This window comes from Pyrobaculum sp., from assembly GCF_049971835.1.
Taxonomy (GTDB): Archaea; Thermoproteota; Thermoprotei; order Thermoproteales; family Thermoproteaceae; genus Pyrobaculum.
This window is the reverse complement of record NZ_JBMFKV010000014.1, coordinates 1-21,502: the sequence shown is the minus strand read 5'-3', so window position 1 is coordinate 21,502 and position 21,502 is coordinate 1. Positions and strand designations below refer to the sequence as shown.

The window sequence follows — 21,502 nt, the reverse complement described above, 5'->3', positions numbered from 1 at the left end:
CGGGGGGCATGCGAGGGCTTGGGATAGATGCAGGCTGTCGCCCTCCCAGCCGCTTAAGCTACAGCCCGGCGCCGCCGTGGATGAAGAAACTGGCATGGAGATGCTCCAGGGTAGAGCGTGAAGGCACAGACGGCACATCCCCGCCTCTACAATTTACCTGACTTGACGTCAGACATTTTTCCTGAATCAGGAAGATTGTCCGACGGATGATCAGGTGGAATGTAGAAGAGAGAGATGAAGGCCATAGCCAGCCCTAAGCCTTGGGTAGCTGTAGTCCACCATCCCTACCTCGCCATGGCCACGCGACGGGTAGCGCATGTGGACATGGGAAAGCGCAACGGCGTGATTCTAGTGGCGCATATGGACAAGCCATCCTCATGCTGGACAATCTCAACAGTGGAGAGCGTTGCTAATTCTATATATTTTAGAGGAGCTGGGAGTGGAGCATGGACTATCTGTTAGAGAAGCTGAGAGAGAAATGTAAGATTGCTTTCCGAGATGAGCAGGTGCCGAGTCTAGAGGCTGTGCTGGAGGAGAGTCGCAGACGTGGTGTTTTTTATGGCTCGCCGCTTAGTTTGATTGAGAAGTGGCGGCTCTTTGTGCAGTACGTGGCGCATGTTCATGGGGTTGATGTTCACGGTTTTGTAGAATTGCTAGGGAGGACTAGAGAGGTTATTAATAATTTAGTAGATATGTGTAATGGGGATGTTTTTGAAAGATTTAAAATTGTAAGAGGTAAGAATTTTAAAATTTGTCATAAAGAGTTTTGTATTGAGGCTCATAAGCCCGATGGTGTACATCCCATATTTTATGTAAAGCTTTCCGATTTAAGTACTAGTATATACTTTCCGAGTAAGCTACCGCGTGAAGATCTAGAGATGTATCAGATTGGATGGCGTGCTTCTGACGAGACTACTCTCGGTAAGAAGGCCGCTATTGGGACTAGCCAGGCGTGGCAGGTCTTTTCATGGCTATACACAAGACCAGGCGAGGCTACTGTCTATATACGTAGAGTTAATATTACTTCTCATGGATTGTCGTTAAATGTTTATGTTAAATCAAGCTGGAGAGAGCAGTGGACAAAGGAGGAGGCGTTGTTGGAGGTTCTGCGTGCGTATATGGCGGGTGATTTGAGGCCGTTGTTCACGTGGTGGCTTGGCGATGGGATTGTTGATTGGAATATGCGTGTTGTGCAATTTGCAATTGGGATTGTTAAGTTCAGGGGGATTGTTGCGGAGATTGCAAAAGCGTTGGGTGGGCGGGTAAAATTTGGCCGGAATAGGATAATAGTGTCACGTGGTAGGGAGTTGGCAAAAAGGTTGCTTGTGGCTGGTAGGCCGTTGGTGTTTGCTGAGTTTTCGCATAAGTGGCATTATCTTGTGAAGCTGTCGGAAGATCGTAAAGCGGGAGCTAGGAGGATCATCAGTCCTGTTTATGTTGATGTGAATGGCGTAGAGATGGTGTTGCAGTTGGATAAGAGGACTGTACATGCTACTAAACACTTCAAGGACCTGGGTGAGGCGATGCGGATAGCCGCTACGATTCCGGGTGCAACGGTGTATCGCCACCGTATAGGTGGGAGGATACATTATGTGGTTAATGTGCCGTTGCGTACATTGATTGCGTTAGGTAAGCGCGAGGCGATTATTGAGTTTCTCAAGGGAAGGAATTCGCCAGATGCACAGAGAATTCTCTCAAGGCTAATGTGATCCCCTTTTTTAGCACCTCTACACACGCATCTCTGGGGTTTGGCTTTAAATACTCAACGCCCGTAGAGCCGGGCCAGGCTCCTCAGCCTCCTCCACTGGCGTGGTTCCGGTTGCTTTGCCATCCTCCAGCGCCAGTTGCCTCCGACTGTGCCGGGGCGGTTCATCCTCGCCTCGGGGCCCAGCCCCAGCACGTCTTGCATAGGCACTACGGCCACGTCTGCGACGGACATGTAGGCCAGCTTTATGAAGCACCAGTTGACCGCCTCTCTGCAGTTGCTGTACTGCCGGAACTCCCGCCGGGCCCGGGGGCTCGCCTCTTCGAGATACCACCCCACGGCGGTGTTGTTGTCGTGGGTTCCAGTGTACACCACGGAGTTCTTCACATGGTTGTGGGGTTTGTGGGGGTTGGCTGGGTTGCCGTCCCAGGCGAATTGAAGCACCCTCATGCCGGGGAGGCCGAGCTCGTCTCTCAGCGCCTCCACGTCGGGGGTAATGTAGCCGAGGTCCTCCGCAATGAGCCTCCCCAGCTCCACCGCCGCCGAGGCGGCATCGAAGAGCCTCCTCCCGGGTGACGGGGCCCACCTCCCCCTCACGGCTGTCGCTTCTCCCCCGGGGACCTCCCAGTAGGCCAGGTACCCCCTGAAGTGGTCAAGCCTCACGTAGTCGAATACCTCCAGCGTGTGTCTCAGCCGCTCCACCCACCATTTGTAGCCGTCCCGCTCGAGGGCTTCCCAGTTGTAGACGGGGTTGCCCCAGAGTTGTCCCGTGGCTGAGTAGTAGTCCGGCGGCACCCCGGCGACGTAGAGAGGCCTGCCGTCTTCCCCCACTTTGAAGTACTGTCTGTACCTCCACACGTCTACGCTGTCTACGCTGGGGTAGAAGGGGAGGTCGCCGATGAGGAAGATCCCAAGGTCGTTTACATACTGCTTAAGTCTCTCCCACTGGCTCCAGAAGACGAACTGGGCGAATTTATACAGCTCGACGAGGCGACGCGGCGGCGCCTCATCCGGCCAGCGGCCCCACGGGCCGTGCCTCTCTCTCATCGCCACGTAGTAGGCGTAGTCCGCCAGCCAGGGGGTCTTGTCCACGAAGTCTCTGTAGTCGCCGAGGCCCCCCGCTTTTTTAAGCGCCTTCTCCAAGACGGCCCTCTTGACCTCCCACGCCTTTACGTAGTCCGCCCTCTCAGTCGCTGGGCACTGCGGCGCCTGGTCGACTAGGCCGTCTTTCTTCATGAGGTCTAGGCTTATGAGGACGGGGTCGCCGGCGAAGCTCGACACAGCGTTGTATGGAGAGTTTTCGTACTCGGGGAGGGTGTGGTTGATGGGGAGCGTCTGCCAGTAGGTCTGCCCGGCGTCGGCTAGGCCCTCGGCGAATTTATACGCCTCGGGCCCCAGATCCCCCACGTAGCAACCCCCGGGTAGGGAGGTTATGTGGAGGAGGATCCCCGCCCCTCTCAGCATTACAGGGTGAACTCTACGACGCCGCTGGTGGTGGACTCCGCCAGTACCTGCTCGTCGATTTCAATGTAGTACTGAACCTCCGCCGTATACACCACGTTGTTTCCCTCCTCGCCGCTGGGGGTCTTGGGGATCTGCGCCTCCATGACGGCGCGGCCCTTCGTGTCGCCTCCCTTGAGAAGGGGGATCTCGAGTCTCGCCTTGATGGAGTCCCCCTCCGTCTTGACGTCCCACTTCTTCTCGCCTAGCTCGAGGCCGTAGTCCGCCGCGTATATCTGGACCAGCTTGCTGAAGTTTGACCCAGACTCATCCAGCACCACTGTCATGCCCGCCTCGCGGGGCCACCGCTCTAGCTTCCTTACCCTGGCCTGCTCGTCGGCTCCCTTGGAGATCTTTATCGGTATCTCCATCTTCCGGTCGTAAACCCTGTACATAAGGTGGCTCCCCACTTAGGTTTATAAATAATGCTTCCCCCAAGCCCTGAGAGTTTCATGTGAAACGTGTGTGGAGGTTTTTAAATAGGTGTGGTGGGTTGTACGTGTCTTTAGAGAGGGTTTTGTCGGCGGTGAGGGCTTTGGTTGCGAGGGAGCTGGTGGGCGGGGGGCTGAGCGTCAACGAGACGGCTAAGCTCCTGGGCTTGACTCCTGCTGCGGTTTCGATGTATCTGTCGGGTAAGCGGGGGGGCGAGCTTGTGGAGGAGTTGGCGAAGGACGAGAGGATCATGGCGCTTGTTAAGAGCCACGCCGCCGCTTTCCTCGACGCGGCGAGGAGGGGGGTTAGGGGGCCTGTGGATCTGACGGAGCTTGCGAAGGTGGTGTCGAACATTTTGGCGCAGAAGTCCCCGAGGGAGCAGCTGGAGGAGTTGATTAGGGCTAGGATCCGCCTAGAGCAGGAGACTGCCACCAGGGCTATGGCGTATTCGTACAAGGTGCGCAACCCCCTCATAAGGGCGTTGTTTATGCAGATCGCCTCCGACAGCCTTAGACACGCCGAGATTTTGACTATGATTCTTGACTACCTGGCGGGGAGGCTTAAGGCTGAGGAGGTCGATTTGGGGGAAGAGGAGCTGGAGGCACTGGCCGCGGAGGAGGGGGCGATGAGGGAGAGCATAGCCGAGCTCTACAGAGTCGGCGACCCGGTTCTGCGGGCGTTGATACTCTCTATCGAGCTGGATGAGAACAAGCATTTTCAGCTGGTGAAGTCGCTACAGCTCGCCGCGGGCCAGGGTAAGCACTAGCCGCGCCAGCTCCCGCTTGTGTCCGGGGCCTATCTCCCTCACGCCGCCCCTACGGTCGAGGAGTATGTAGTGGTCTTTCAAGGTGCCGAAGCCTATCTTGGAGACGTCGTGCGCCAGGGCGAAGTCCCAGCCGCCGCTTTCCATCCTAGACCTGGCTCTCTCCACAAGCTCCTCCCGGCTGACGTTGTGCTCAGCTTTGAAGCCTATGACTACCGAGTTGGGGTTTAGCCTCTTGACCTCCTGAGCCGCCTTGGGGGCCTGCCTCAGGGTGATGTGGTAGTGGGCTAGGGAGCTGTCGATTTTCCCCCTGGCTTTCTCCTCTACGTAGAAGTCTAGGGGGGCGGCGGAGAAGATGAATAGGTCGTGTTGCCGGGCCCGGTCCACAACTGCTTGGTACATCTCGAGGACCGATGTGACTCTCACCACGTCTACTCCGGGGGGCGGCTTGATGGGGGAGGGGCCGAGGACCAGCGTGACTTTTGCCCCGCGGGCCGCCGCCTCTCTGGCGAAGTAGTACCCCGTCAAGCCGCTGCTCGGCGTTGTTATGTACTTAACGTCGTCTATATGTTCGTGGGTGGGGCCGGCGGTTACAAGCACCCTAACGCCGGCGTAGTCGCCGGGTGCCGTCGCGTCAATGACGTATTCAACCACCTCCTCCGGCGGGGGGTACTTCGCCTTGCCCTCCTCCACGAGCGGAGGGACAACCAGTGCCCTCTTCCCAAGCCTCTCCAACGCCTCTCTCACCGGCGTGGAGTTCCACATCGCCAGGTTCATGGCGGGTACCACCACCGTTTTCGCCTCCGCCGCGGCTAAGGCGCACGTCAGTGCGGCGTTGTCGGCGATGCCGAGGGACAGCTTGGCTAGGGTGTTGGCGGTGGCCGGGGCGGCGAGAACGACGTCGGCTTTGGCGCAGATCTCGACGTGCTCCGCGGCGCCCGTGAGCCTAACCACTGGCTTCCTCCCAGTGGCCCACCAAAATAGGTGGGGCGATACCAGCCGCGCGGCTTTTGGAGTCATGAAGGTGTAGACGTCGGCTCCGTGGCGGATCAGCAACCGCGCGACGTCGATAGATTTGTAGAGGGAGACGCCGGAGGATACCAGGAGTACGACCCTTTTCGTTGCCAGTAGCTGGCTGTATGTTCCTCTTATCGCCTCTACCTCAGACACGGCTTATTTTTCTAAATACGGGCATGTTCATAAGCCCGATGTGAGTCCTCCCGTTGTAGAACAGAGTTTTGACCCCCCTCTGGGAGAGCCTTCTGTCCACCTCGTCCGCTGTGAGGGACCTGGGGTCGTGCACTAGGGAGCCTATTATATAATTCACGGCGTAGCCGAAGGCCGGTATCCACATGTTGTACTCAGCCACGATGGGGAAGTTTTCTCTAACTGCTTTTAGAACCATGTCGTATGCCTCTGGGAAGAAGAAGCTGTTTCCTGCCTGGGTGACGACGACGCCCTCCTCTCTTAATATTCTCTTTATCTTGTTGAAGAAGTCGGGGGTGTACAGTTGTTTTGCTATGTCTGAGCTGTAGGGATCTGTGAGGTCCATGATCACTACGTCGAATTTCTCGCCCCGGCGCAGGGCGTTTTCTACATATACAAAACCGTCTTCAATCCTCACCTCTGCCCGGGGGTCGTCGAAAGCTCCTTGGTGCATTAATGGTAGGTATTTCTTGGATAGCTCCACCACGTCGCCGTCGATGTCTACCATAACCGCCTTCTTGACTGTGCCGTGTTTAAGCACCTCGCGGAGCGTCGCCCCCTCCCCCCCGCCTAGTATCAAGACGTCTTGTGGAGACGGGTGGGTGGCCATGGCTGGCTGTACCAGCGCCTCGTGGTAGTACGCCTCGTCTTTGTATGTAGACTGGATGTAGCCGTCGAGCACCAGCGCAGGTCCGTAGTCCTCGGTCTCCACTATGAGGATTTCCTGGTATTTTGACTTCTTGGAGGCGTATATCGCGTTTATCTTAATTAGGAGTGAGGTGTTGCCGCTGAGGGGCTCTAACAGAGTGACGGGCCCGGCTACTGTAAACATACCCCGCCCACCTCTACTTTTTTTAAACTTTGAGCTACCCGGCGTGTTTTGCGATGAACTCCACGACTCTGCTGTAGGCCTTCACCCGGTTTGACACTTTTGTAATTACGTGGCCCTCGTCTGGCAACACCAGCAACTCTACCTCTCTGCCGAGCTCTCTCAGTCTCTGGGCGAGTTGCTCCGCCTCGTGCACCGGGACGCGTATGTCGTTTGCCCCGTGGATTATCATTAGCGGCGCCTGGATCTTCTCCACGTGTGTTGCGGGGGATAGCTGTAGGAGGAGGTCTCTATGTTTCTCCAACGAGCCATACTCAGCCTCTCTGTACCTCCGCCTCCACGGCGCTGTCCTTTCTAAAAATGTGACTAGGTTGAATATGCCGACCATCTCCACGCCGCATGCCCACGCGTCGGGGGCGGTTGCCAGGGCCATTAGGGTCAAGTAGCCGCCGTATGAGCCTCCCAGCACGCAGGGCTTCTTCTGGAGGCGGCCCTCTTCCCTTAGCCACTTGGCGAAGGCCTCTACGTCTCTTATGGCGTCCCACCGCTTTTCTAAATCGTCTAGGTGGACGAAGGTCTTCCCGAAGCCGGTGCTTCCTCGGTAGTTCGGCGCGGCGACTGTGAAGCCCGCGGAGAGCAGGGCGGCGACGAGCGGCTTAAACTCGGGGCGGTCTTGACTTTCTGGGCCGCCGTGTAGGTAGACAACGGCGCCGCGGGGCTCACCCGGCGGTTGGTATATATTTGCGTGTATCTTCCTACCGTCGAAGCTGGGGTACCACACAGATCTGGGCTCTGGGAGCTTATCCAGCGGCGTGCCGAATTTTGGAGAATTTGTAACCTGCCTAACCGAGCCCTGGAATATGTACACCTCGTGGCCCCGGTTTATGCTCGACAGCGAAAAGGCGGCAACCCCCCTACCGTATTCTAAATGCGTAACTACGCCAGGCGGCGTCGGAAGCTTGTAGGTAAGGCCGGATGGCATGTGCATTTGGTAAAGCCCAGACCTCCCCTCTTCGTTTACCGCGAAGAGCATGTAGGCCCCCCATACGTCGAAGTGCTCCACGTCGCGGTCTAACTGAACTAGGTACTTCCAGCTTCCTGTTGTCAAGTCCATCTGCGCGACGCCGACGTACTCCCAGTCGGCGTTGGTGAGGAATAGAATCTTGCCGTTGCCAATGTATCTCGGGGAGTGGTTCAAGGCCTCTCCCCCGTGCCTCGTCAGCTCTCTGAGCTCTCCATCTCTATATAAGTATATAGAGCTGTCGAGGTTAGTTTCGTAGTGCGTAATAAAAATGCCGGCTTCTGACCACTCCTCTACGATGTTTATACCGGGCATCTCCGCGGCTTTCTTGACCTCCCCAGCGGCGCGGTCGTAGATATATAGGTTGAAGTCGGCGGGGCTGTCTCTGGTAGATGTGAAGGCGAGCTTTTTACCATCCGGCGACCACGCCCCCAGGTTGTTAACGCCTTCGGTAGACACTTCGTAAACTCCGCCGTCTATGAGGTAGATACGCCACTTCTCGTCGCCGTCTCTGTCAGAGGCCAGCGCCACGGCGCCGTCGCTGGCCACGCGGAAGTCGCCCACCCCCTCATCCCACGGGACTACTACGTCGTGTTGACTGCCGTCGAATCGCCATAGTTGCATCACGCCGGTGGAGTCGCTTAGGTAGTAGAGCACGCCGCCGGGGCCCCACCTCGGCGTGGTGGCCGACCGCACAGACAACGCCCTCTTTATGAGAAGCTCCATGTGGGGCAGAGAAACATGGGTATATAACACTATGGAGACGTGGCCCACAGGTGCTTTTAACTCTATAGAAATATCGTGAGGGCGAAGCAGATATCAGCTCTGCTCTACTACCTACACAAGGCCAAGCATAGGGAGAGGGGCGGCGTGGTGGTGGTGAGGACCAGCCACCTATGCGGCGTGGATAGGCAGTGCGGCGCAGAGGTTAGAAAGTTAATGCTCTACCTCGTGGAGAGGGGGGTGGCCGTGCGCCACAGACAGGGCGTCTACCTTGTTAAGAAGCAGCTGGTGGACAGAGCTATTGAGCTTTTGAGAGAATTGGTATAGTTTTTTAAGAGGTAATCAAAAACCCACGTGTTCGACAGAGAGGTCCGGATGAGGGAGCTGGTGGACATGGCAGTGTCGCTCGCAGTCCTCACCCTCGGCTTCTCTATATCGCTGTCGGGCAGGGGCATCGCCGGGGGGATAAACTGGGCAAAAGTCATCTACCTCCTCCCCTACACCGCCTTCGTCTTGCTCTTCGCATTTCTAGGGCACGAGCTTGCACATAGACAAGTGGCGAGGCGGCTTGGTTACTACGCCATGTACCAGGCGGACTACACGTTGCTACCACTCGCCGTGATTTTCCCACTCCTCTTCGGGTTCATATTCGCGGCGCCGGGCGCCGTGGTGATCTCCTCCTTCAGGCTCTACGGCCGCGGCGACGAGCGGCGAGACGTCTTCTTCATCTCCGCGGCTGGCCCCCTATCGAACATCGCCTTTGCCGTCTTGGGGACTGTCTTGTACGAAGCAACTGCATCTCAATTCTGGCGGTTTTTCGCCTACATCAACGCCTGGCTCGCCCTATTCAACCTCCTCCCCATCCCGCCGCTAGACGGTAGCAAAATGATGAGGACAAAACCAGCCATGTGGCTTCCAATAATAGCGGTGGCCGCCCTGCTGGTGCTGTGGCTCTGGTAGCTAAAGCGTCTGCGCCGGGCAGGCTAGACTTCCTAAACACCCACCAAGACTACAAAGGCCTCCCAGTGGTTTCAGTCGCCGTCAACATGCGGACGTTCGTAACCCTCCAAGAGGGCGACTACTACCAAATCGAGTCGTTTAATACCGGCGAGAGATGTGTATTCAGCCAGGTAAACATCACAGGTAGGGCTTTCTGCGACTACGTGAAAGCCGCCGTGGTTGCGCTGGAGAGAGCCGGCGTCCCCGTCAAGGGGTTCAGAGGCGTCCTCAACTCCCAAGTCCCCATCGGCGCCGGCATGGCCAGTAGCGCCGCCATGCTAGTCGCCCTGATAGGCGCGGCGATGAAGCTAACCCGCCGCGAGGCCGATCCCTCGCAGGTAGCCGAGCTTGCCTACATAGCCGAGAGGGAGATACTCGGCGTCCCATGCGGAAGGCTCGACCAGTACGGATCGGCCTACGGAAGAGTCGCCGTCATACACCCAACCCCGCCAGTTAGAGTAGAGCAACTAGACCTACCCCACGGCGTATTCCTCGTACTCGACAGCGGCATACGCCACAGCACCGCCGAGATACACCCCAGACGCCAAGCCGAGTTGCAAGCCGCCGTCGACATCCTAAAAGCGGAATTAGGCATCAAGAGCGGGGGCTACTGGGACTTCCCATGGGCCGCCCTCGCGGACAGGCGAGACGCCGTGGAGAGGTTGCCAAGCCCCCTCAGGGAAAGGGTGCTGTTCACCATTGAGATGCAGAAATCCACAGAGAGGGCCCTCGCCCTGCTGAGAAACAAAGACCTGCCAGTCGAGGAGGTGCTCAGGGGAGTAGGGCGGGAGATGTCGCTACAACACCGCCTACTATCGGAGCTCTACGACGTGTCGCACCCCAGACTAGACCGCCTAGTTGAAGAGGCGGTGGAGGCTGGTGCCTACGGGGCGAAGCTCTCCGGCGCCGGGCTCGGCGGGGTGGTCATAGCCCTCGCAAGGGACAGAAAGACGGCGGAGGCAATAGCCCGGAAAACCAGCGCCGAGAGGTGGTGGGTCGTGGAGATAGACGAAGGGCTGAGATATGGAGATTAGAAAACACCCCCTCACCGGCGAGTACATACTGGTATCCCCACACAGACTCGGCCGCCCCTGGCAGCCAGAGGGTACATGCCCCTTCTGTCCCGGCGCCCCCGAGACGGGGTTCGGCTGGGACGTGTTGCTACTACCAAACAAATACCCGGTGGTCACGAGGGAGCCCCCCACCCCCGGCGGGGAGGAGCTCTACGAGGCGTTGCCGGCCCGCGGCCTATCCCTTGTTGTGGTGGAGACGCCGCGGCACGACGTCGACGACATCAGCGACCTCCCCACAGAGCAGATAGAAAAAGTGCTGAAGCTACTCATCGAAGCTCAGAAAAAGGCAGAGGAGGACCCAGCCGCCCAGTACTTCCTCTACTTCCGAAACAAGGGCAGGGAGATAGGCGTCTCGCTAACCCACCCACACTCCCAGATCTACATCCTCCCAGTCGTGCCGCCACGCGTCGAGGCGGAGCTAAGGGCCTCAGAGGAGTGGTACAGGCGGAGGGGCACGTGTCTACACTGCCTAATCACAACGCGAGAAGAGAAACGCGTCGTCTACCAAAACGCCAGCTGGAAAAGCTTCGTCCCCTACTACGCCAGGTGGCCCCACGAGGTCCACATCTACCCCAAGCGACACGTCACCCACCTCACCCACCTTAGACAAGACGAAATTAGAGATCTCGCAGACGCCCTGAGAAAAACCCTATGCACCCTCAAGACCGCCCTAGGCAAGCCAATGCCCTACATATTAGTACTGCACCAAGCCCCCCTAAGACTGGAGACACCCCACTACCACCTACACTTCGAGATATACGGCATGTACAGACCAGACGGACGCCTCAAACACGCCGCCGGCGCAGAGCTCGGCGCCTCCCTCTACACACTAGACACAACCCCAGAAGAGGTAGCCCAGAGGCTGAAAACCGCCCTCAGCCAATGCGCCTAGCTAAATTTACAACATCCGGCGAATTAAATCATTTATCAAGGGACCCCTATAGCCCAAGTCGCCGCCCACCGAGAAGTGTAGCTTCACGCTGTTCAAGCCGCCGCGGGGCGGGTGCAACCTAAAGAACGGCTTCAGGTAGGGTATACACGGCGGCCGCGCGCCCTCCTTAACCCTAACCTTTCTGCCACACGTAAGGCGGTCAATCTCGCCGGCTACGTACGCCAGCGCCACCTCCTCAAAAGTCTGCCAGCCCCACTTCTGCAGATACTCAAGAGTGAGAGGCCGCTCGCCCACCAACCTACCCCTCCTCCTCAACACCTCCGCCAGAGTGTCCGCGTCTATCTCCCCCCAGGTGACCCAGTCGTTTATCCTCTGTATCATACCCATCACGTCGGGGGTGCCCGGCACCACCACCATGGTGAACTTCCTCCTCAGCCTCAGCAGATCCAGCGTAGTGGCGATGTCAAGCGGCGTCGTGGGGATGCCCCTCAGCCTAATAACGGCGTAGCGCGGATAAACCACCTTCTGTTGTTGCGTCATCATGTTCTAAAGTAGTAGGTATTTCTAAGGGCGTTGTACACCGCCAGGGCAAAGTTGAGAGTAGTCCGCGTGTCGCCGCGGGTCGTAGTCCAAACGTCCCTCACGCCGGCTAGCCTAAGAACGGCCTTGGCCACGTCGCCAGCCACCAGCCCGACGCCCTTCGGCGCAGGTATAAGCGTAACCTCCACACTCCCCGCCTTGCCCCTCACCACGAAAGGCACGCTGTGCGGCTCGTCACATGAACACTTCCACGACCCGCAACCCCGCCTAACCGGCACCAGGTTGAGCTTAGCCTCCCTCGTCGCCTTTTCAATAGCCTGCCTCACCTGCCTCGCCTTGCCGATGCCAACCCCCACGTAGCCGTCCTCGTTGCCAACCGCCACAACTGCCTGGAACTGGTTCCTCTCGCCCGCGTGCGTCTGCCGCTGGACGAGGTTAATATTCAGCAACTCCTGCTTCAGCCCAGGAAGTAGGATATCCACAATCTCCGGCTCCTTGATAATGTAGTTGCTGGCATAAACCTCATCAATAGTCCTAATCTTCCCCGCCTTCACAAGCCTCCCAAGCTCAGTCCTAGGCTCCCAAATACTCAAATCGACGACGCTCACGAACCAAGGCAAACAGGACCTATTTAAATAATTTACCAACCGTCCCCCAGCTCCACCTAACGCACTCCCGCGGCACGAGACCAGCACGCAACCACTCCACAGTCCTGCGGTCGGAAGGGTAGCCACTGCCGAAGTCCCCCACCTCCCTCTTCACAACCTCCAGCAGACGGTCCCGCACCACCTTAGCAACAATGCTGGCAGCCGCCACCTGCGGCACTTTCTCCCCCTTGTGCAGAGCCACCACCCGCCTGCCTGTGAGGAACGAGAGCCCGCTCCCGTACCTATCTGCGTCTACATCCGGCGAATCAACGTAGTAGACGTCGGCGGGGCACAGCTCTATTAACCTCGCCGTGTAGTCCAGCTCAAGCGCGTTCAGCAACCCCCTAGAGGCGTATCTATCAACCTCGTGGGGCTCCACCACCACGTAATTCACACACTCGGCAACCCTCAGCACCTCCCAGTACAGCGCCTCCCTAGCCCCCGGCGTCAGCTTCTTCGAATCCCTCACCCCCAGACGGCGGAGCGCCTCCCCATCTCCCGCCACCACGGCGATGACCAGAGGACCCACCACCGGCCCCCTACCCGCCTCGTCAACCCCAGCAATCATAACAAAAATAAACCCCAGCTAGCATCTACGACGTGGAGATCCCCCAGGAGCTCGCCAGCCACCTCGCGGCTGAGGTAGACCAGTGGGACGTCCCCCACATAGTCTGTAGGCGCTGCGGCAAAAAATTCTTCTCTCTGCGAGACGCCGCCCTCCACATCTACCACATCCACGGCGTCAAAATAGCCCAGAAGTACACTGGCGAGCAGTCATCTTGACTCCAGACGCCGGAGGCGCGCCGATATTTTCTCCTCGAGGCGCCTCAGCAGTATAAGCACCTCTCTAAGCACCTCGGCGTCGTCCCCCTCAACCTCGTCAATAACCTCATCTATGTACACAAGCTCATCTCTAATAGCCACCAGCAAGTCTACCCTCTCCACGCCGCCATCAAGAGCCTTCACCAGCTCCCTAAACTCGTCGTCCTCCATCAGCTTCTCCAGGTACTCCAGCCCCTGCTCTGTGATGGCGTAGATCTTCTTCCTCCGCCTACCAACGTAGGTCTCCCGTGCCTCGATAAGCCCCTCAGCCTCTAGGTATGAGAGGAGGGGATAGAGAGTCCCGGGGGAAGGCGCGTACCTCCCCGAGCTCAGCCTGCTCAACTCCTTTAGCATCTCGTAGCCGCTGAGGGGTCTCGACCTTAAGAGATACAGCACGACGCCTTTGAAGATCCCCCTACGCCTCTTAAACATCTCTCCTCGCCGGGGAGAGGTCGGGGGCTGGCGGCGGCTGGAGCTTATGTAAATTTCTCCGCACCCGAGCGATCACAAGGTCGGCCACCTCGCCGAAGCGCCTCCTAACCTCCTCCAGCGGTGTCTTTAAGTCGAAAACTGCGTAGAGAACCTCGTCAATAACTTCGTAAGGTGCTCCCAGCTCCCCCTCCGCCGTGTGTCCGTGCCACAGGCGGGGGCTACTGGCCTTCTGGGCAACCCAGCCGAAGCCGAGCCGGCGCGCCAACTCGCGGACCTGCAACTTGTACATAGATCCAATGGGGATGAGGTCAGAGCCGCCGTCGCCGTACTTCGTGAAGTACCCCAGCAACAGCTCGCTCCTATCGCTGGTGCCCAGCACAAGCAGGTTACCCTTATTTGCGTAGTAGTAGAGCATGGCCATTCTAATCCTCGGAAGGAGGTTCCCAAAGGCGAGCCTCTCCCCCGGGGCGAAATCGGGAATCGCCTTGGCAAAGGCGTCGGCTACAGGCTGGATGTCGATGAGGCGCGTGGCGATTCCAAGCCTTTCCCCCACCTTAACCGCGTCGTCCACATCCTCCTTCGGCGTAAACGCCGAGGGCATAATTAAGCCGAGCACCCGCCCGCTCCCAAGCGCCTCGACCGCCAGCGCCGCGGCCACCGTCGAGTCTACCCCGCCGCTGAGCCCCACCACGACCCCCCGCGCCCCTGCTCTCTCCACATACTCCCTAATAAAAGAGATAATAATTTGGCGCGCCTTGTCGTAGTCAAGAGCCTCCACGACGTTTTTCATTAAGCCAGAAATAACATGCTTTATTAAACACTTACGAAAACCGCCGCCGAGCCTCCGGGCGCTCTACACCAGCTCTATGGCTAGGGCAGTCCCCCCACCCGTGCCGTGGCAGAGCGCCGCCAAGCCTCTACGGCCGCCCTTCTGCCTCAGCACAGATATGAGTGTGGTAACAATCCTCGCGCCGGAGGCCCCCAGGGGGTGCCCCAGCGCAATGGCGCCCCCGAAGACGTTCATCTTGTCGTAGGGGACGCCGAGCACCCTATTTACCAGGGCGTTGACAACTGCAAATGCCTCGTTGAACTCGAAGTAGTCGAAGTAGTCCAGCCCCACCCCCAGCTTCTTCAAGAGCTTCTGTGTCGCGTAGATGGGGGCCTCCGTGAAGCGCCACGGCTCCACCATATGCCAGCTGTAGCCCAGGATGCGGGCAATGGGCCTCACCCCCAGCTCCTTCGCCTTCTCCTCCGACATTAGCAAAAGCGCTGCCGCGCCGTCTGACAGCTGGCTGGAGTTGCCCGCGGTCAAGACGCCGTCGGCTTTGAAGGCGGGTCTGAGCTTAGCCAGCTTCTCCAGCGTGGTGTCGGGCCTGATCCCCTCGTCTCTATCCAGCTTGACGCCGCTCCACTCGCCCAGTACGGGCTCCATGTCGTCGAACCACTTGTTCTCAGTGGCCCTCCACGCCCTCATGTGGCTTTCGTAGGCAATCCAGTCAAGCTCCTCCCTGGTCAATTTGTGCTCCCGCGCCACCAGCTCAGTCTCCTCACTCATCAACATCCCAGTGGCTGGATCGGTCAGCCCGTCGTACACCATCAAATCTCTGAAGTCCTCCCTCCTCCCAATTAAATGCCTCATCCCCCAACGCGCGCTGTCGGGCAGACAGATAGGCGCGGTTGACATGGACTCAGCCCCGCCGGCTACAACCACAGAGGCGTCTCCCATTGCGATCTCTCTATACGCCTCGACGATGGCCTGCATACCCGAGGAGCACACCCTATTCACAGTGTAGGCGCTGACCTCCACAGGAAGGCCCGCCAGCAACGCCGCGTAGCGGGCTAGGTTCTGCCCCATTCCGCCCTGCAACGTGGAGCCGAAAACCACCTCCTCCACGACCTTCCCATCCACACCTGCGCGTTCAAGCACCTTCTTAATGGTAAAGGCGGCTAAATGGGGCGTCTTTACATCTTTCAATGCGCCTCCGAATTTGCCAATGGGAGTCCTCACATACCCAACAATTACTACTCCCATGTAAATATGTAGTAACCTCAATATGTTTTAAATTTCACTTAAACAATTATTAATTATAAATTTAGCCACTTATTAAACTCGCACCCCGTCTCTAAACAGCTTAACACCGTCCTTCCTTAGAAAGACCCTGGCGGTGTCCCCCTCTCTCAACTTGCTGTACATAGCCGCCCTTATCTCAGTCCTCTCCCACCTCACAACGGCCACCGGCGTGAAGCCGAGGTACTCCACCAACACTATCCTACCCGGCGTCAGCTCAATATCGCCAGCGTTGAGGGGCCTATCAGCGACGTATATATCAGTGGGCCTAATCCCAACCTGGAGCCTGCCCTGTGGCGCCGGGACGGGGATCTTCAAATCCCCCAAGTCTACGTGGTCCCCCCTGCCCTCGCCCTCCACCAGGTCTATAGGCGGGTCGCCGAAGAACTGCGCCACGAAGACGTTAGCCGGGTTGTTAAGTACCTCGTCGGTGGTGCCGATTTGTTGCACCACCCCGTTGTTTATAATCATGAGCCTATCGGCGAGGGCATACGCGTCGTGCTGGTCGTGGGTCACCAGGATAGTGGTTATCCCCAGCCTCCTCTGGAGACTCTTCACAAACTCCCTCGCCGAGATCCTCAACCGCGCGTCTAGGTTAGAAAACGGCTCATCCATAAGGAGGACCTGCGGCTCCTTAACCAACGCCCTGGCAATCGCCACCCTCTGCTGCTGGCCCCCCGAAAGCTGCCGGGGGTAGCGGCTCAGCAAGTCGGAGATACCCAGCGCCTCGGCCACCTCCCTCACACGCTTCTCAACCTCCCGCCTCGGGAGCTTCTTAATCTTCAAGGGGAAGGCTATGTTGTCAAACACCTTCATGTGGGGGTAAAGAGCCCAGTTCTGAAACACCATCCCCACGTTCCTCTTCGCCGGCGGGACGTTCACCCCCCTCTCCACGTCCACAATCGGCACGTCGCCGAATAAAATCCGCCCCTTGGTAGGGGTTTCAAGCCCGGCGATGCACCGGATAAAGGTGGTCTTGCCGGAGCCGGAGGGGCCAAGCACCACCAGAAACTCCCCATCCCGGATGGACACGCTTACGTCTCTCAAGGCGTAGACATTCGGTGGAAAAAACTTTTCGAGCTTCTCCACCTGGAGTGAGACCACGTATCCACCAATACACAACCTTTAAAAGTTATTAATAAAAAAATAGGGAAAGCCGTGTCGTGGCTCGACGACGTGCTCAAAGCCTCCCGGCTCATTAAGTCGGGCGGGTTTGTGGCTGTTACCCACGGAGGGACGGCGCACGCAGACGACACTGTAGCCGCCGCGTTGCTGAGGCGGCACGGCGCCGAGGCCGTCTACCGCCTCAACACGGTGGAGGAGATCCTTGAGGTGGGCGGAGGCGTGGTGTTGGCGGACATCGGCGACGCATTTAGAGACAAGCTCCCGGAGCGATACGCCGTCCTCGACCACCACGGCGTGTCCGATCCCTCGGAGGAGCCGTCAAGCGTCGTGCAGGTCATGTACGCTGTGGGGGCCCGCCCCACGCCGCTTGTCGCCACCTTGATACACTTCCTCGACCTCTTCGACAGATACGGTCCCGGGGCCAAGAGGTGGGCAGGCCCCTACGGCAACTCCCTCAACAACGGCCTTACGAAGTACTTCTCAGACTTCCACGGCGTTGTGAAAGACGAGAAGTTTCTAGATCTAGTCGCCGAGGCGGTGTACGCCAGGCTGGAGGTGGACCTCCCGGCTTTCCACGAGGCTTTTAAACTCGCCGAGCGGCTCCCCTACGCCGACGCCGCCGAGAGGTTCCCCCGGACCTTCCAAAACCTGAGGCTCATGCTCTCGGCGGCTAGGGATCCGGTGGCGGCCGCCGCGACGAAGGAGGCCTACGAGACCGGCTTTGGGGTGGACTTCGGCGCCTACGCCGTGCTGGCTGTGCCCGAGCTGGAGCCCTACGTGCTGAAGGGCTTGGAGAAGTACTTCGGCGACGCGGCGAAGGCCGTGGAGCTGGTGACCAGCGGGCGGTACAGCCTGTTGCGGGGCGACGCCGCCGTGGCGGTCGCCGTGGAGGACAACACGCCCCCGGCCCCACTCTGGAACGCCCTTCTCGACACCGGCGTGCTGTCAAACGAGCCGACTATCATAGTGGTGAGGGACCGCCGCACGAAGGGCGCGTATACGGTGTGGCGCCCGGACAGATACGCCAGCGTGATAGACCTGAGGAGGCTTAAAGGCGACGCCGTGGTTTTTAAACACGTCACGGGATTCATGGCGGTTGTAAAAGCCTCCACAGCTGAGGAGGCGGCGGAGTACGCGCTGAGGCAGCTATGATAGAGGAGATTTTCCAAGACCTAGACGCCTTGGATCTGGGGAGGTCCGTAGTTGACGTGGGGGCCGGCTTCGGCGCCTCGACGGAGTACCTCCTGAGGAGGGGGGTGAGGGTCTGCGCGGTGGACGTCGACCCCGGCGCGGTGACGAGCCTGAGGAGCCGCTTCCGGCAGTTCGTGGAGATCGGCATGCTCAGGCTAGACCTGGCGCCGGCCGAGGCCCTGCCCTACCGCGACGCCGCGTGCGACTCCGCGATCTCCGTCGTGGCGCTACACCATTTTAAAGACGTGGAGAGAGCCCTGCTGGAGATGGAGAGGGTGGCGAGGCGCCTCGTGGTGGTGTACGACTGGGCGCCCGGGGCAGGCGGCGTGACAAATCCCCACAGCCCCGAGGAGCTTAGGCAGAAAATGGAGACGGCGGTGGAGATAGCCAAGACGCTGGGGTTTGAATACACGGCGAGGCGCCTCTGGTACAGACTTCTAAAACGCAAAACTTTATAAGACGTGCGGAGGCGGCTATATGCGCTTCTTAACACCGGCGCTTCTGGCGGCGTTGTTAGTACTGGCCGCGTCGCCCATAAGACTTGAAGTTAATACAGTGCTGGTGTCCCCCGTAAACACTACAAAAATTGTGGACTACGTCAAGGGGGCGAAGCAGTCGGTGTACGTAGAGGTCTACGTCCTCACCTACAAACCCCTTGCCGACGCCCTAGTCGAGGCCGCCAAGCGGGGCGTCGATGTGTACGTAGTCCTCTCAGCTAAGGTATACGGCGGAGTCCCCCAGCAGGCAAAGGAGATCGCCAGCTATATGGAGAGCAACGGCGTGAAGGTTAGGTGGAACGGCGACTTCCCCAACGTCCACACAAAGCTATACGTCATAGACAACAAGACAGTCATAATAGGCAACATCAACCCAACGGCCTCGGGCTTCGGCAAAAACAAGGGGGTGATGCTGGTGATCCACAACGCCACCCTCGCCCGCCAGCTGGCCACCATAATCCTCAACGACTACCGCGGGGTATACCCCCGCTACAACTACCCCGGCGTATTGGTGTCGCCGGTAAACTCCCAAGACGGCCTCGAGTGGATACTCAGCCAGCCCGGCGAGCTGTACATAGCCATGGAGCAGATATACACAGACTCCGGCCTAGTCCCCCTAATCCTCCAGCACCCCACGTACTACGCCGTGGTGGCTAGGACAGACGCCGACATAAACACCGCAGTTGACGACAACATCGTCGCCAAGATAATTGTAGTAGGCGACTACGTCTACGTCGGCTCGATAAACATCGGCTACTACTCAATACAGAGGAACAGAGAAGTCGGCCTCCTAATCCACAACCCCCAGCTAGCCCAGCGCCTCAAGGCCCTGGTGCTACAGTGGTACAGAGAAGCCGGCGGCAAGCCCCCAGCCACTACACAGACGGCGACAACCCCCGCATCGCCCCCCGCGACGAGAACCCAGCCCACCACAACCGCCGCCGCTCAGCCCACGACCGCCACGGCGGCCGCTAGGGGAGGCGGCTACGGACTGCACATACTGATATGGGTGGTGATAATCATAGCGGCAGTTCTCTTCGTCCTCTGGATGAATAGGAAAAGGCCGTAAAGTATATATTGACGGAGCGGGACACCTGCGTGAAGATAGAGTACTACCTCGTCCTGGAGGCCCTCGCTTCCGGCACGCCCCCCGGCAGGATCAGCAAGATGCTAGACATGGAGCCACACGACGTAGAGGCTATAATCAACACCCTCCAGGAGAGGGGCTACGTGGAGAGAAGAGGCGCCCGCTACGTCTTGACAGAAGCCGGGCGCAAAGCGCTGGAGGAGTGGAGAGAGCGGGTGAGGAGAGAGCTGGGAGACGCCGCGGAGCTCCGCAGAGCCGGCAGAGAGGCAGAGGCCTGGCAGATCTTGGAGAGGTGGCTACCCGCGCTCCCCATACTCGTAGGCCTCGGCGTGGTTTCCCTCGCCCTGTGGAAACTCCTCACAGAAAGGCGGTAGTAGACCCAGAAGACGCCAGCCCCACCCCCCAGCGCCGTCGAGAAGGACCTAGCCAACAACTAAAACACAGAGACGAAGTCACTATAAAAGAAAATGATACGCGACATGATACACAGCCCAGATATAGGCAACAACCAAAACCGACAGCGCCGTCATGACGATGGCAGTCCTCCTATCTGACACAAGCCAGACGGATAGAAAGGCGAGGGCCAGCCCGGCGAGGGGGTGCAACACCCCACCCAGAACCGCCCCCGGCGCCGCAAACCACCCCAACACATCACCAAACAACCGACGAGAAAACACATTCAAAACATAGATAAAAATCGCAAGAGCAGAAACAGCACCAACAAAAGCCACAACAACCACCGGAAGAATCAGAGCACTTCGCGGAAGCCCCCCAATAAAATTAAGCGCACCACCCGCCGCCGCTAACATGGCCATTTGAATTGTCGCAAACTTCAGTATGACGAAGTCCCATCTTATTTTCGCAAACTCTTCGGGCGATTTAGGTTTTATTGCAATTCTCATGTACTCCCGCCAATTTGAATGAGTCATGTAGGTCAGCACTGAGATGGGCTTCCCCTCGCCAAATCTCCTGGCGTCAATCTCGCCGGCGATATATGTTAGTAGTATTAGATAAGCGCTCAGAGGGGCTAAATACAAACCAAGAGCTCTTGGCATAATGCTGGATATACCAGAAGCGACACTTGCGAATCCTATATTCCTTAGCAAGGTGACAAAGAGAACTTTTATGTCACGGGCGTGGTATAACTCATGTCTTAGGACATCTCTCGGCGTTATGATAAGGGTGAGGAACAGCCCCCTAAACACGGCGCCAAAAGGAGAGTAGTCTAGGAGGCAGATATACGTTTTTGTAATTCGACCTCTTGTAGAGAACGAGCTACAGTACTTCTTATACCACAATCCAAAAACATATAAAAGCATCTCGTTTATTGTCTGTATAATAATTAAAAACACAATAAATCTAATAAATATATTCTCTATAAAACTTGAAAAACCAAAATGTAAAATCAGAGATACCACTATTAAAGTTGCGAGTATGGCATAGTGGATTAGAAATACGCCAACTGCAGAAAAAAATTCATCCACTTTTTTATTCATGGAGCCTCTGCAATGCCTGCAAGGACCATCATGCCTATTCCACCAGCTATAGCAAATCTAGCAGCCCATATTGTAAATCCAAGCACTCTCAAAAGAACCGAAGCCCCAAATGCGCCAGCGCCCCAGCTAGGAGCTGCACTATAAGTTAAGTAATTTGCCGCATCTATTGCTACTGATCACCCGCAAATTTGCCGTATAAATACAGCGCCGCGTTGGGTGTTACGGTTGGTGTTTTTGCTGTGGCGAGTGTAGCATATATCGCCACGTTCACTGCTGGTGGTGTTGGTAGTAACATTGTATTTAATAATGATTTTTCGCCTCGCACGTACCCCAGCACCTTTACCTCAAATATTTTCTTCATAGATTATTAGGAGATAATGTTACTAAATAAGTCGAAATCCTCGTTTATAATTATTGATAATGTGAGGCAGTTGATAAATTGCCGTGTGACGCG

The 21,502-nt window shown here is 57.6% G+C and carries 25 protein-coding genes; 11 read left to right on the top strand and 14 right to left on the bottom strand.

The annotated features are described in order from the left end of the window. Positions 1-446: 446 nt before the first annotated feature. On the top strand, positions 447-1,709 hold the full coding sequence (locus ACP5J3_RS02440) for a hypothetical protein (RefSeq protein ID WP_428494200.1): 1,263 nt from the start codon (positions 447-449) through the stop codon (positions 1,707-1,709). A 53-nt stretch (positions 1,710-1,762) separates the two neighbouring features. Here ACP5J3_RS02440 and malQ read toward each other — a convergent pair whose 3' ends face one another. Both malQ and ACP5J3_RS02430 read right to left on the bottom strand, forming a co-directional pair. Next, complete coding sequence (malQ, locus tag ACP5J3_RS02435; protein WP_428494199.1) at positions 1,763-3,169, bottom strand: 4-alpha-glucanotransferase; 1,407 nt, start codon at positions 3,167-3,169, stop codon at positions 1,763-1,765. Then, positions 3,169-3,600: a hypothetical protein gene (locus ACP5J3_RS02430; RefSeq protein ID WP_428494198.1), complete on the bottom strand. Its 432-nt coding sequence runs from the start codon at positions 3,598-3,600 to the stop codon at positions 3,169-3,171. Before ACP5J3_RS02430 ends, malQ begins: the two co-directional genes overlap by 1 nt. A 104-nt stretch (positions 3,601-3,704) precedes the next feature. Here ACP5J3_RS02430 and ACP5J3_RS02425 point away from each other — a divergent pair, with 104 nt between their 5' ends. Continuing rightward, positions 3,705-4,403 carry a transcriptional regulator gene (locus tag ACP5J3_RS02425; RefSeq protein ID WP_428494197.1) on the top strand — a complete coding sequence of 233 codons (699 nt, stop codon included), beginning with the start codon at positions 3,705-3,707 and terminating at the stop codon, positions 4,401-4,403. Here the strand turns inward: ACP5J3_RS02425 and coaBC are convergent. Genes coaBC through ACP5J3_RS02410 form a run of 3 tightly spaced genes read right to left on the bottom strand, consistent with a single transcriptional unit; the run spans position 4,371 to position 8,182 of the window. After that, positions 4,371-5,570, bottom strand: a complete 1,200-nt coding sequence (gene coaBC / locus ACP5J3_RS02420; protein WP_428494196.1) for a bifunctional phosphopantothenoylcysteine decarboxylase/phosphopantothenate--cysteine ligase CoaBC — start codon at positions 5,568-5,570, stop codon at positions 4,371-4,373. The genes ACP5J3_RS02425 and coaBC overlap by 33 nt on opposite strands. Then, the gene (gene speE, locus ACP5J3_RS02415; protein WP_428494195.1) at positions 5,563-6,438 is read right to left on the bottom strand and encodes a polyamine aminopropyltransferase; all 876 of its coding nucleotides are present in this window, start codon (positions 6,436-6,438) and stop codon (positions 5,563-5,565) included. Before speE ends, coaBC begins: the two co-directional genes overlap by 8 nt. Positions 6,439-6,472: 34 nt before the next feature. After that, entirely contained in the window at positions 6,473-8,182 is a 1,710-nt protein-coding gene (locus tag ACP5J3_RS02410; RefSeq protein WP_428494194.1) for a S9 family peptidase, read from the bottom strand. A 75-nt stretch (positions 8,183-8,257) separates the two neighbouring features. On the opposite strand from ACP5J3_RS02410, the gene ACP5J3_RS02405 reads away from it, so the two are divergent. The 4 genes from ACP5J3_RS02405 to galT are packed head-to-tail and all read left to right on the top strand — an operon-like array spanning position 8,258 to position 11,143. After that, positions 8,258-8,506, top strand: a complete 249-nt coding sequence (locus ACP5J3_RS02405) for a hypothetical protein (RefSeq protein ID WP_263246552.1) — start codon at positions 8,258-8,260, stop codon at positions 8,504-8,506. Between the two features lie 27 nt (positions 8,507-8,533). After that, positions 8,534-9,139, top strand: a complete 606-nt coding sequence (locus tag ACP5J3_RS02400) for a site-2 protease family protein (protein WP_428494193.1) — start codon at positions 8,534-8,536, stop codon at positions 9,137-9,139. Further along, positions 9,127-10,212 carry a galactokinase family protein gene (locus tag ACP5J3_RS02395; RefSeq protein WP_428494192.1) on the top strand — a complete coding sequence of 362 codons (1,086 nt, stop codon included), beginning with the start codon at positions 9,127-9,129 and terminating at the stop codon, positions 10,210-10,212. The genes ACP5J3_RS02400 and ACP5J3_RS02395 overlap by 13 nt, the downstream gene beginning before the upstream one ends. Then, positions 10,202-11,143 carry a galactose-1-phosphate uridylyltransferase gene (gene galT, locus ACP5J3_RS02390; RefSeq protein WP_428494191.1) on the top strand — a complete coding sequence of 314 codons (942 nt, stop codon included), beginning with the start codon at positions 10,202-10,204 and terminating at the stop codon, positions 11,141-11,143. Before ACP5J3_RS02395 ends, galT begins: the two co-directional genes overlap by 11 nt. Before the next feature lie 6 nt (positions 11,144-11,149). Here galT and ACP5J3_RS02385 read toward each other — a convergent pair whose 3' ends face one another. From ACP5J3_RS02385 to rnhB, 3 genes are read right to left on the bottom strand one after another with little or no spacing between them, the layout of a single operon-like run. Then, the gene (locus tag ACP5J3_RS02385) at positions 11,150-11,686 is read right to left on the bottom strand and encodes a 50S ribosomal protein L30 (RefSeq protein ID WP_428494190.1); all 537 of its coding nucleotides are present in this window, start codon (positions 11,684-11,686) and stop codon (positions 11,150-11,152) included. Further along, positions 11,683-12,291: a 30S ribosomal protein S5 gene (locus ACP5J3_RS02380; RefSeq protein WP_428494189.1), complete on the bottom strand. Its 609-nt coding sequence runs from the start codon at positions 12,289-12,291 to the stop codon at positions 11,683-11,685. Before ACP5J3_RS02380 ends, ACP5J3_RS02385 begins: the two co-directional genes overlap by 4 nt. 19 nt (positions 12,292-12,310) lie before the next feature. Further along, positions 12,311-12,898, bottom strand: a complete 588-nt coding sequence (rnhB, locus tag ACP5J3_RS02375; RefSeq protein ID WP_428494188.1) for a ribonuclease HII — start codon at positions 12,896-12,898, stop codon at positions 12,311-12,313. Between the two features lie 32 nt (positions 12,899-12,930). Here rnhB and ACP5J3_RS02370 point away from each other — a divergent pair, with 32 nt between their 5' ends. Continuing rightward, positions 12,931-13,113 (top strand): hypothetical protein, encoded by a 183-nt coding sequence (locus ACP5J3_RS02370; RefSeq protein WP_014289795.1) that lies wholly within the window; start codon positions 12,931-12,933, stop codon positions 13,111-13,113. On the opposite strand, the gene ACP5J3_RS02365 is transcribed toward ACP5J3_RS02370, so the two are convergent. The 4 genes from ACP5J3_RS02365 to glcV all read right to left on the bottom strand — a co-directional run bounded on the left by ACP5J3_RS02365 (position 13,105) and on the right by glcV (position 16,756). After that, entirely contained in the window at positions 13,105-13,584 is a 480-nt protein-coding gene (locus ACP5J3_RS02365; protein WP_428494187.1) for a PadR family transcriptional regulator, read from the bottom strand. The genes ACP5J3_RS02370 and ACP5J3_RS02365 overlap by 9 nt on opposite strands. Further along, positions 13,577-14,374 (bottom strand): NAD+ synthase, encoded by a 798-nt coding sequence (locus ACP5J3_RS02360; protein WP_428494186.1) that lies wholly within the window; start codon positions 14,372-14,374, stop codon positions 13,577-13,579. Before ACP5J3_RS02360 ends, ACP5J3_RS02365 begins: the two co-directional genes overlap by 8 nt. A 63-nt stretch (positions 14,375-14,437) precedes the next feature. Beyond that, positions 14,438-15,616 carry a thiolase family protein gene (locus ACP5J3_RS02355; protein ID WP_428494185.1) on the bottom strand — a complete coding sequence of 393 codons (1,179 nt, stop codon included), beginning with the start codon at positions 15,614-15,616 and terminating at the stop codon, positions 14,438-14,440. Between the two features lie 72 nt (positions 15,617-15,688). Then, entirely contained in the window at positions 15,689-16,756 is a 1,068-nt protein-coding gene (glcV, locus tag ACP5J3_RS02350) for a glucose ABC transporter ATP-binding protein GlcV (protein ID WP_428494184.1), read from the bottom strand. A gap of 54 nt (positions 16,757-16,810) precedes the next feature. Between glcV and ACP5J3_RS02345 the strand changes: the two genes are divergently transcribed. The 4 genes from ACP5J3_RS02345 to ACP5J3_RS02330 are packed head-to-tail and all read left to right on the top strand — an operon-like array spanning position 16,811 to position 19,926. Continuing rightward, positions 16,811-17,929, top strand: coding sequence for a hypothetical protein (locus tag ACP5J3_RS02345; protein WP_428494183.1), 1,119 nt, complete (start codon positions 16,811-16,813; stop codon positions 17,927-17,929). Next, positions 17,926-18,426: a class I SAM-dependent methyltransferase gene (locus tag ACP5J3_RS02340; protein WP_428494182.1), complete on the top strand. Its 501-nt coding sequence runs from the start codon at positions 17,926-17,928 to the stop codon at positions 18,424-18,426. The genes ACP5J3_RS02345 and ACP5J3_RS02340 overlap by 4 nt, the downstream gene beginning before the upstream one ends. Positions 18,427-18,445: 19 nt before the next feature. After that, complete coding sequence (locus tag ACP5J3_RS02335; RefSeq protein WP_428494181.1) at positions 18,446-19,534, top strand: phospholipase D-like domain-containing protein; 1,089 nt, start codon at positions 18,446-18,448, stop codon at positions 19,532-19,534. Positions 19,535-19,563: 29 nt separating this feature from the next. Continuing rightward, on the top strand, positions 19,564-19,926 hold the full coding sequence (locus ACP5J3_RS02330; protein ID WP_428494180.1) for a winged helix-turn-helix domain-containing protein: 363 nt from the start codon (positions 19,564-19,566) through the stop codon (positions 19,924-19,926). An 81-nt stretch (positions 19,927-20,007) separates the two neighbouring features. On the opposite strand, the gene ACP5J3_RS02325 is transcribed toward ACP5J3_RS02330, so the two are convergent. Next, positions 20,008-21,048, bottom strand: coding sequence for a hypothetical protein (locus ACP5J3_RS02325; RefSeq protein WP_428494179.1), 1,041 nt, complete (start codon positions 21,046-21,048; stop codon positions 20,008-20,010). Positions 21,049-21,217: 169 nt separating this feature from the next. Continuing rightward, a complete protein-coding gene (locus ACP5J3_RS02320; protein WP_428494178.1) occupies positions 21,218-21,409 on the bottom strand; it encodes a hypothetical protein in 192 nt (63 codons plus the stop codon). Between the last annotated feature and the right edge of the window lie 93 nt (positions 21,410-21,502).

What these genes read in the sequence shown, in the direction of transcription:
- ACP5J3_RS02440 (WP_428494200.1), top strand. Translation starts at nt 447, where the DNA reads ATGGACTATCTGTTAGAGAAGCTGAGAGAGAAATGTAAGATTGCTTTC.
- malQ (WP_428494199.1), bottom strand. Translation starts at nt 3,169, where the DNA reads ATGCTGAGAGGGGCGGGGATCCTCCTCCACATAACCTCCCTACCCGGG.
- ACP5J3_RS02430 (WP_428494198.1), bottom strand. Translation starts at nt 3,600, where the DNA reads ATGTACAGGGTTTACGACCGGAAGATGGAGATACCGATAAAGATCTCC.
- speE (WP_428494195.1), bottom strand. Translation starts at nt 6,438, where the DNA reads ATGTTTACAGTAGCCGGGCCCGTCACTCTGTTAGAGCCCCTCAGCGGC.
- ACP5J3_RS02410 (WP_428494194.1), bottom strand. Translation starts at nt 8,182, where the DNA reads ATGGAGCTTCTCATAAAGAGGGCGTTGTCTGTGCGGTCGGCCACCACG.
- galT (WP_428494191.1), top strand. Translation starts at nt 10,202, where the DNA reads ATGGAGATTAGAAAACACCCCCTCACCGGCGAGTACATACTGGTATCC.
- ACP5J3_RS02385 (WP_428494190.1), bottom strand. Translation starts at nt 11,686, where the DNA reads ATGATGACGCAACAACAGAAGGTGGTTTATCCGCGCTACGCCGTTATT.
- rnhB (WP_428494188.1), bottom strand. Translation starts at nt 12,898, where the DNA reads ATGATTGCTGGGGTTGACGAGGCGGGTAGGGGGCCGGTGGTGGGTCCT.
- ACP5J3_RS02365 (WP_428494187.1), bottom strand. Translation starts at nt 13,584, where the DNA reads ATGTTTAAGAGGCGTAGGGGGATCTTCAAAGGCGTCGTGCTGTATCTC.
- ACP5J3_RS02360 (WP_428494186.1), bottom strand. Translation starts at nt 14,374, where the DNA reads ATGAAAAACGTCGTGGAGGCTCTTGACTACGACAAGGCGCGCCAAATT.
- ACP5J3_RS02355 (WP_428494185.1), bottom strand. Translation starts at nt 15,616, where the DNA reads ATGGGAGTAGTAATTGTTGGGTATGTGAGGACTCCCATTGGCAAATTC.
- ACP5J3_RS02340 (WP_428494182.1), top strand. Translation starts at nt 17,926, where the DNA reads ATGATAGAGGAGATTTTCCAAGACCTAGACGCCTTGGATCTGGGGAGG.
- ACP5J3_RS02335 (WP_428494181.1), top strand. Translation starts at nt 18,446, where the DNA reads ATGCGCTTCTTAACACCGGCGCTTCTGGCGGCGTTGTTAGTACTGGCC.
- ACP5J3_RS02325 (WP_428494179.1), bottom strand. Translation starts at nt 21,048, where the DNA reads ATGAATAAAAAAGTGGATGAATTTTTTTCTGCAGTTGGCGTATTTCTA.
- ACP5J3_RS02320 (WP_428494178.1), bottom strand. Translation starts at nt 21,409, where the DNA reads ATGAAGAAAATATTTGAGGTAAAGGTGCTGGGGTACGTGCGAGGCGAA.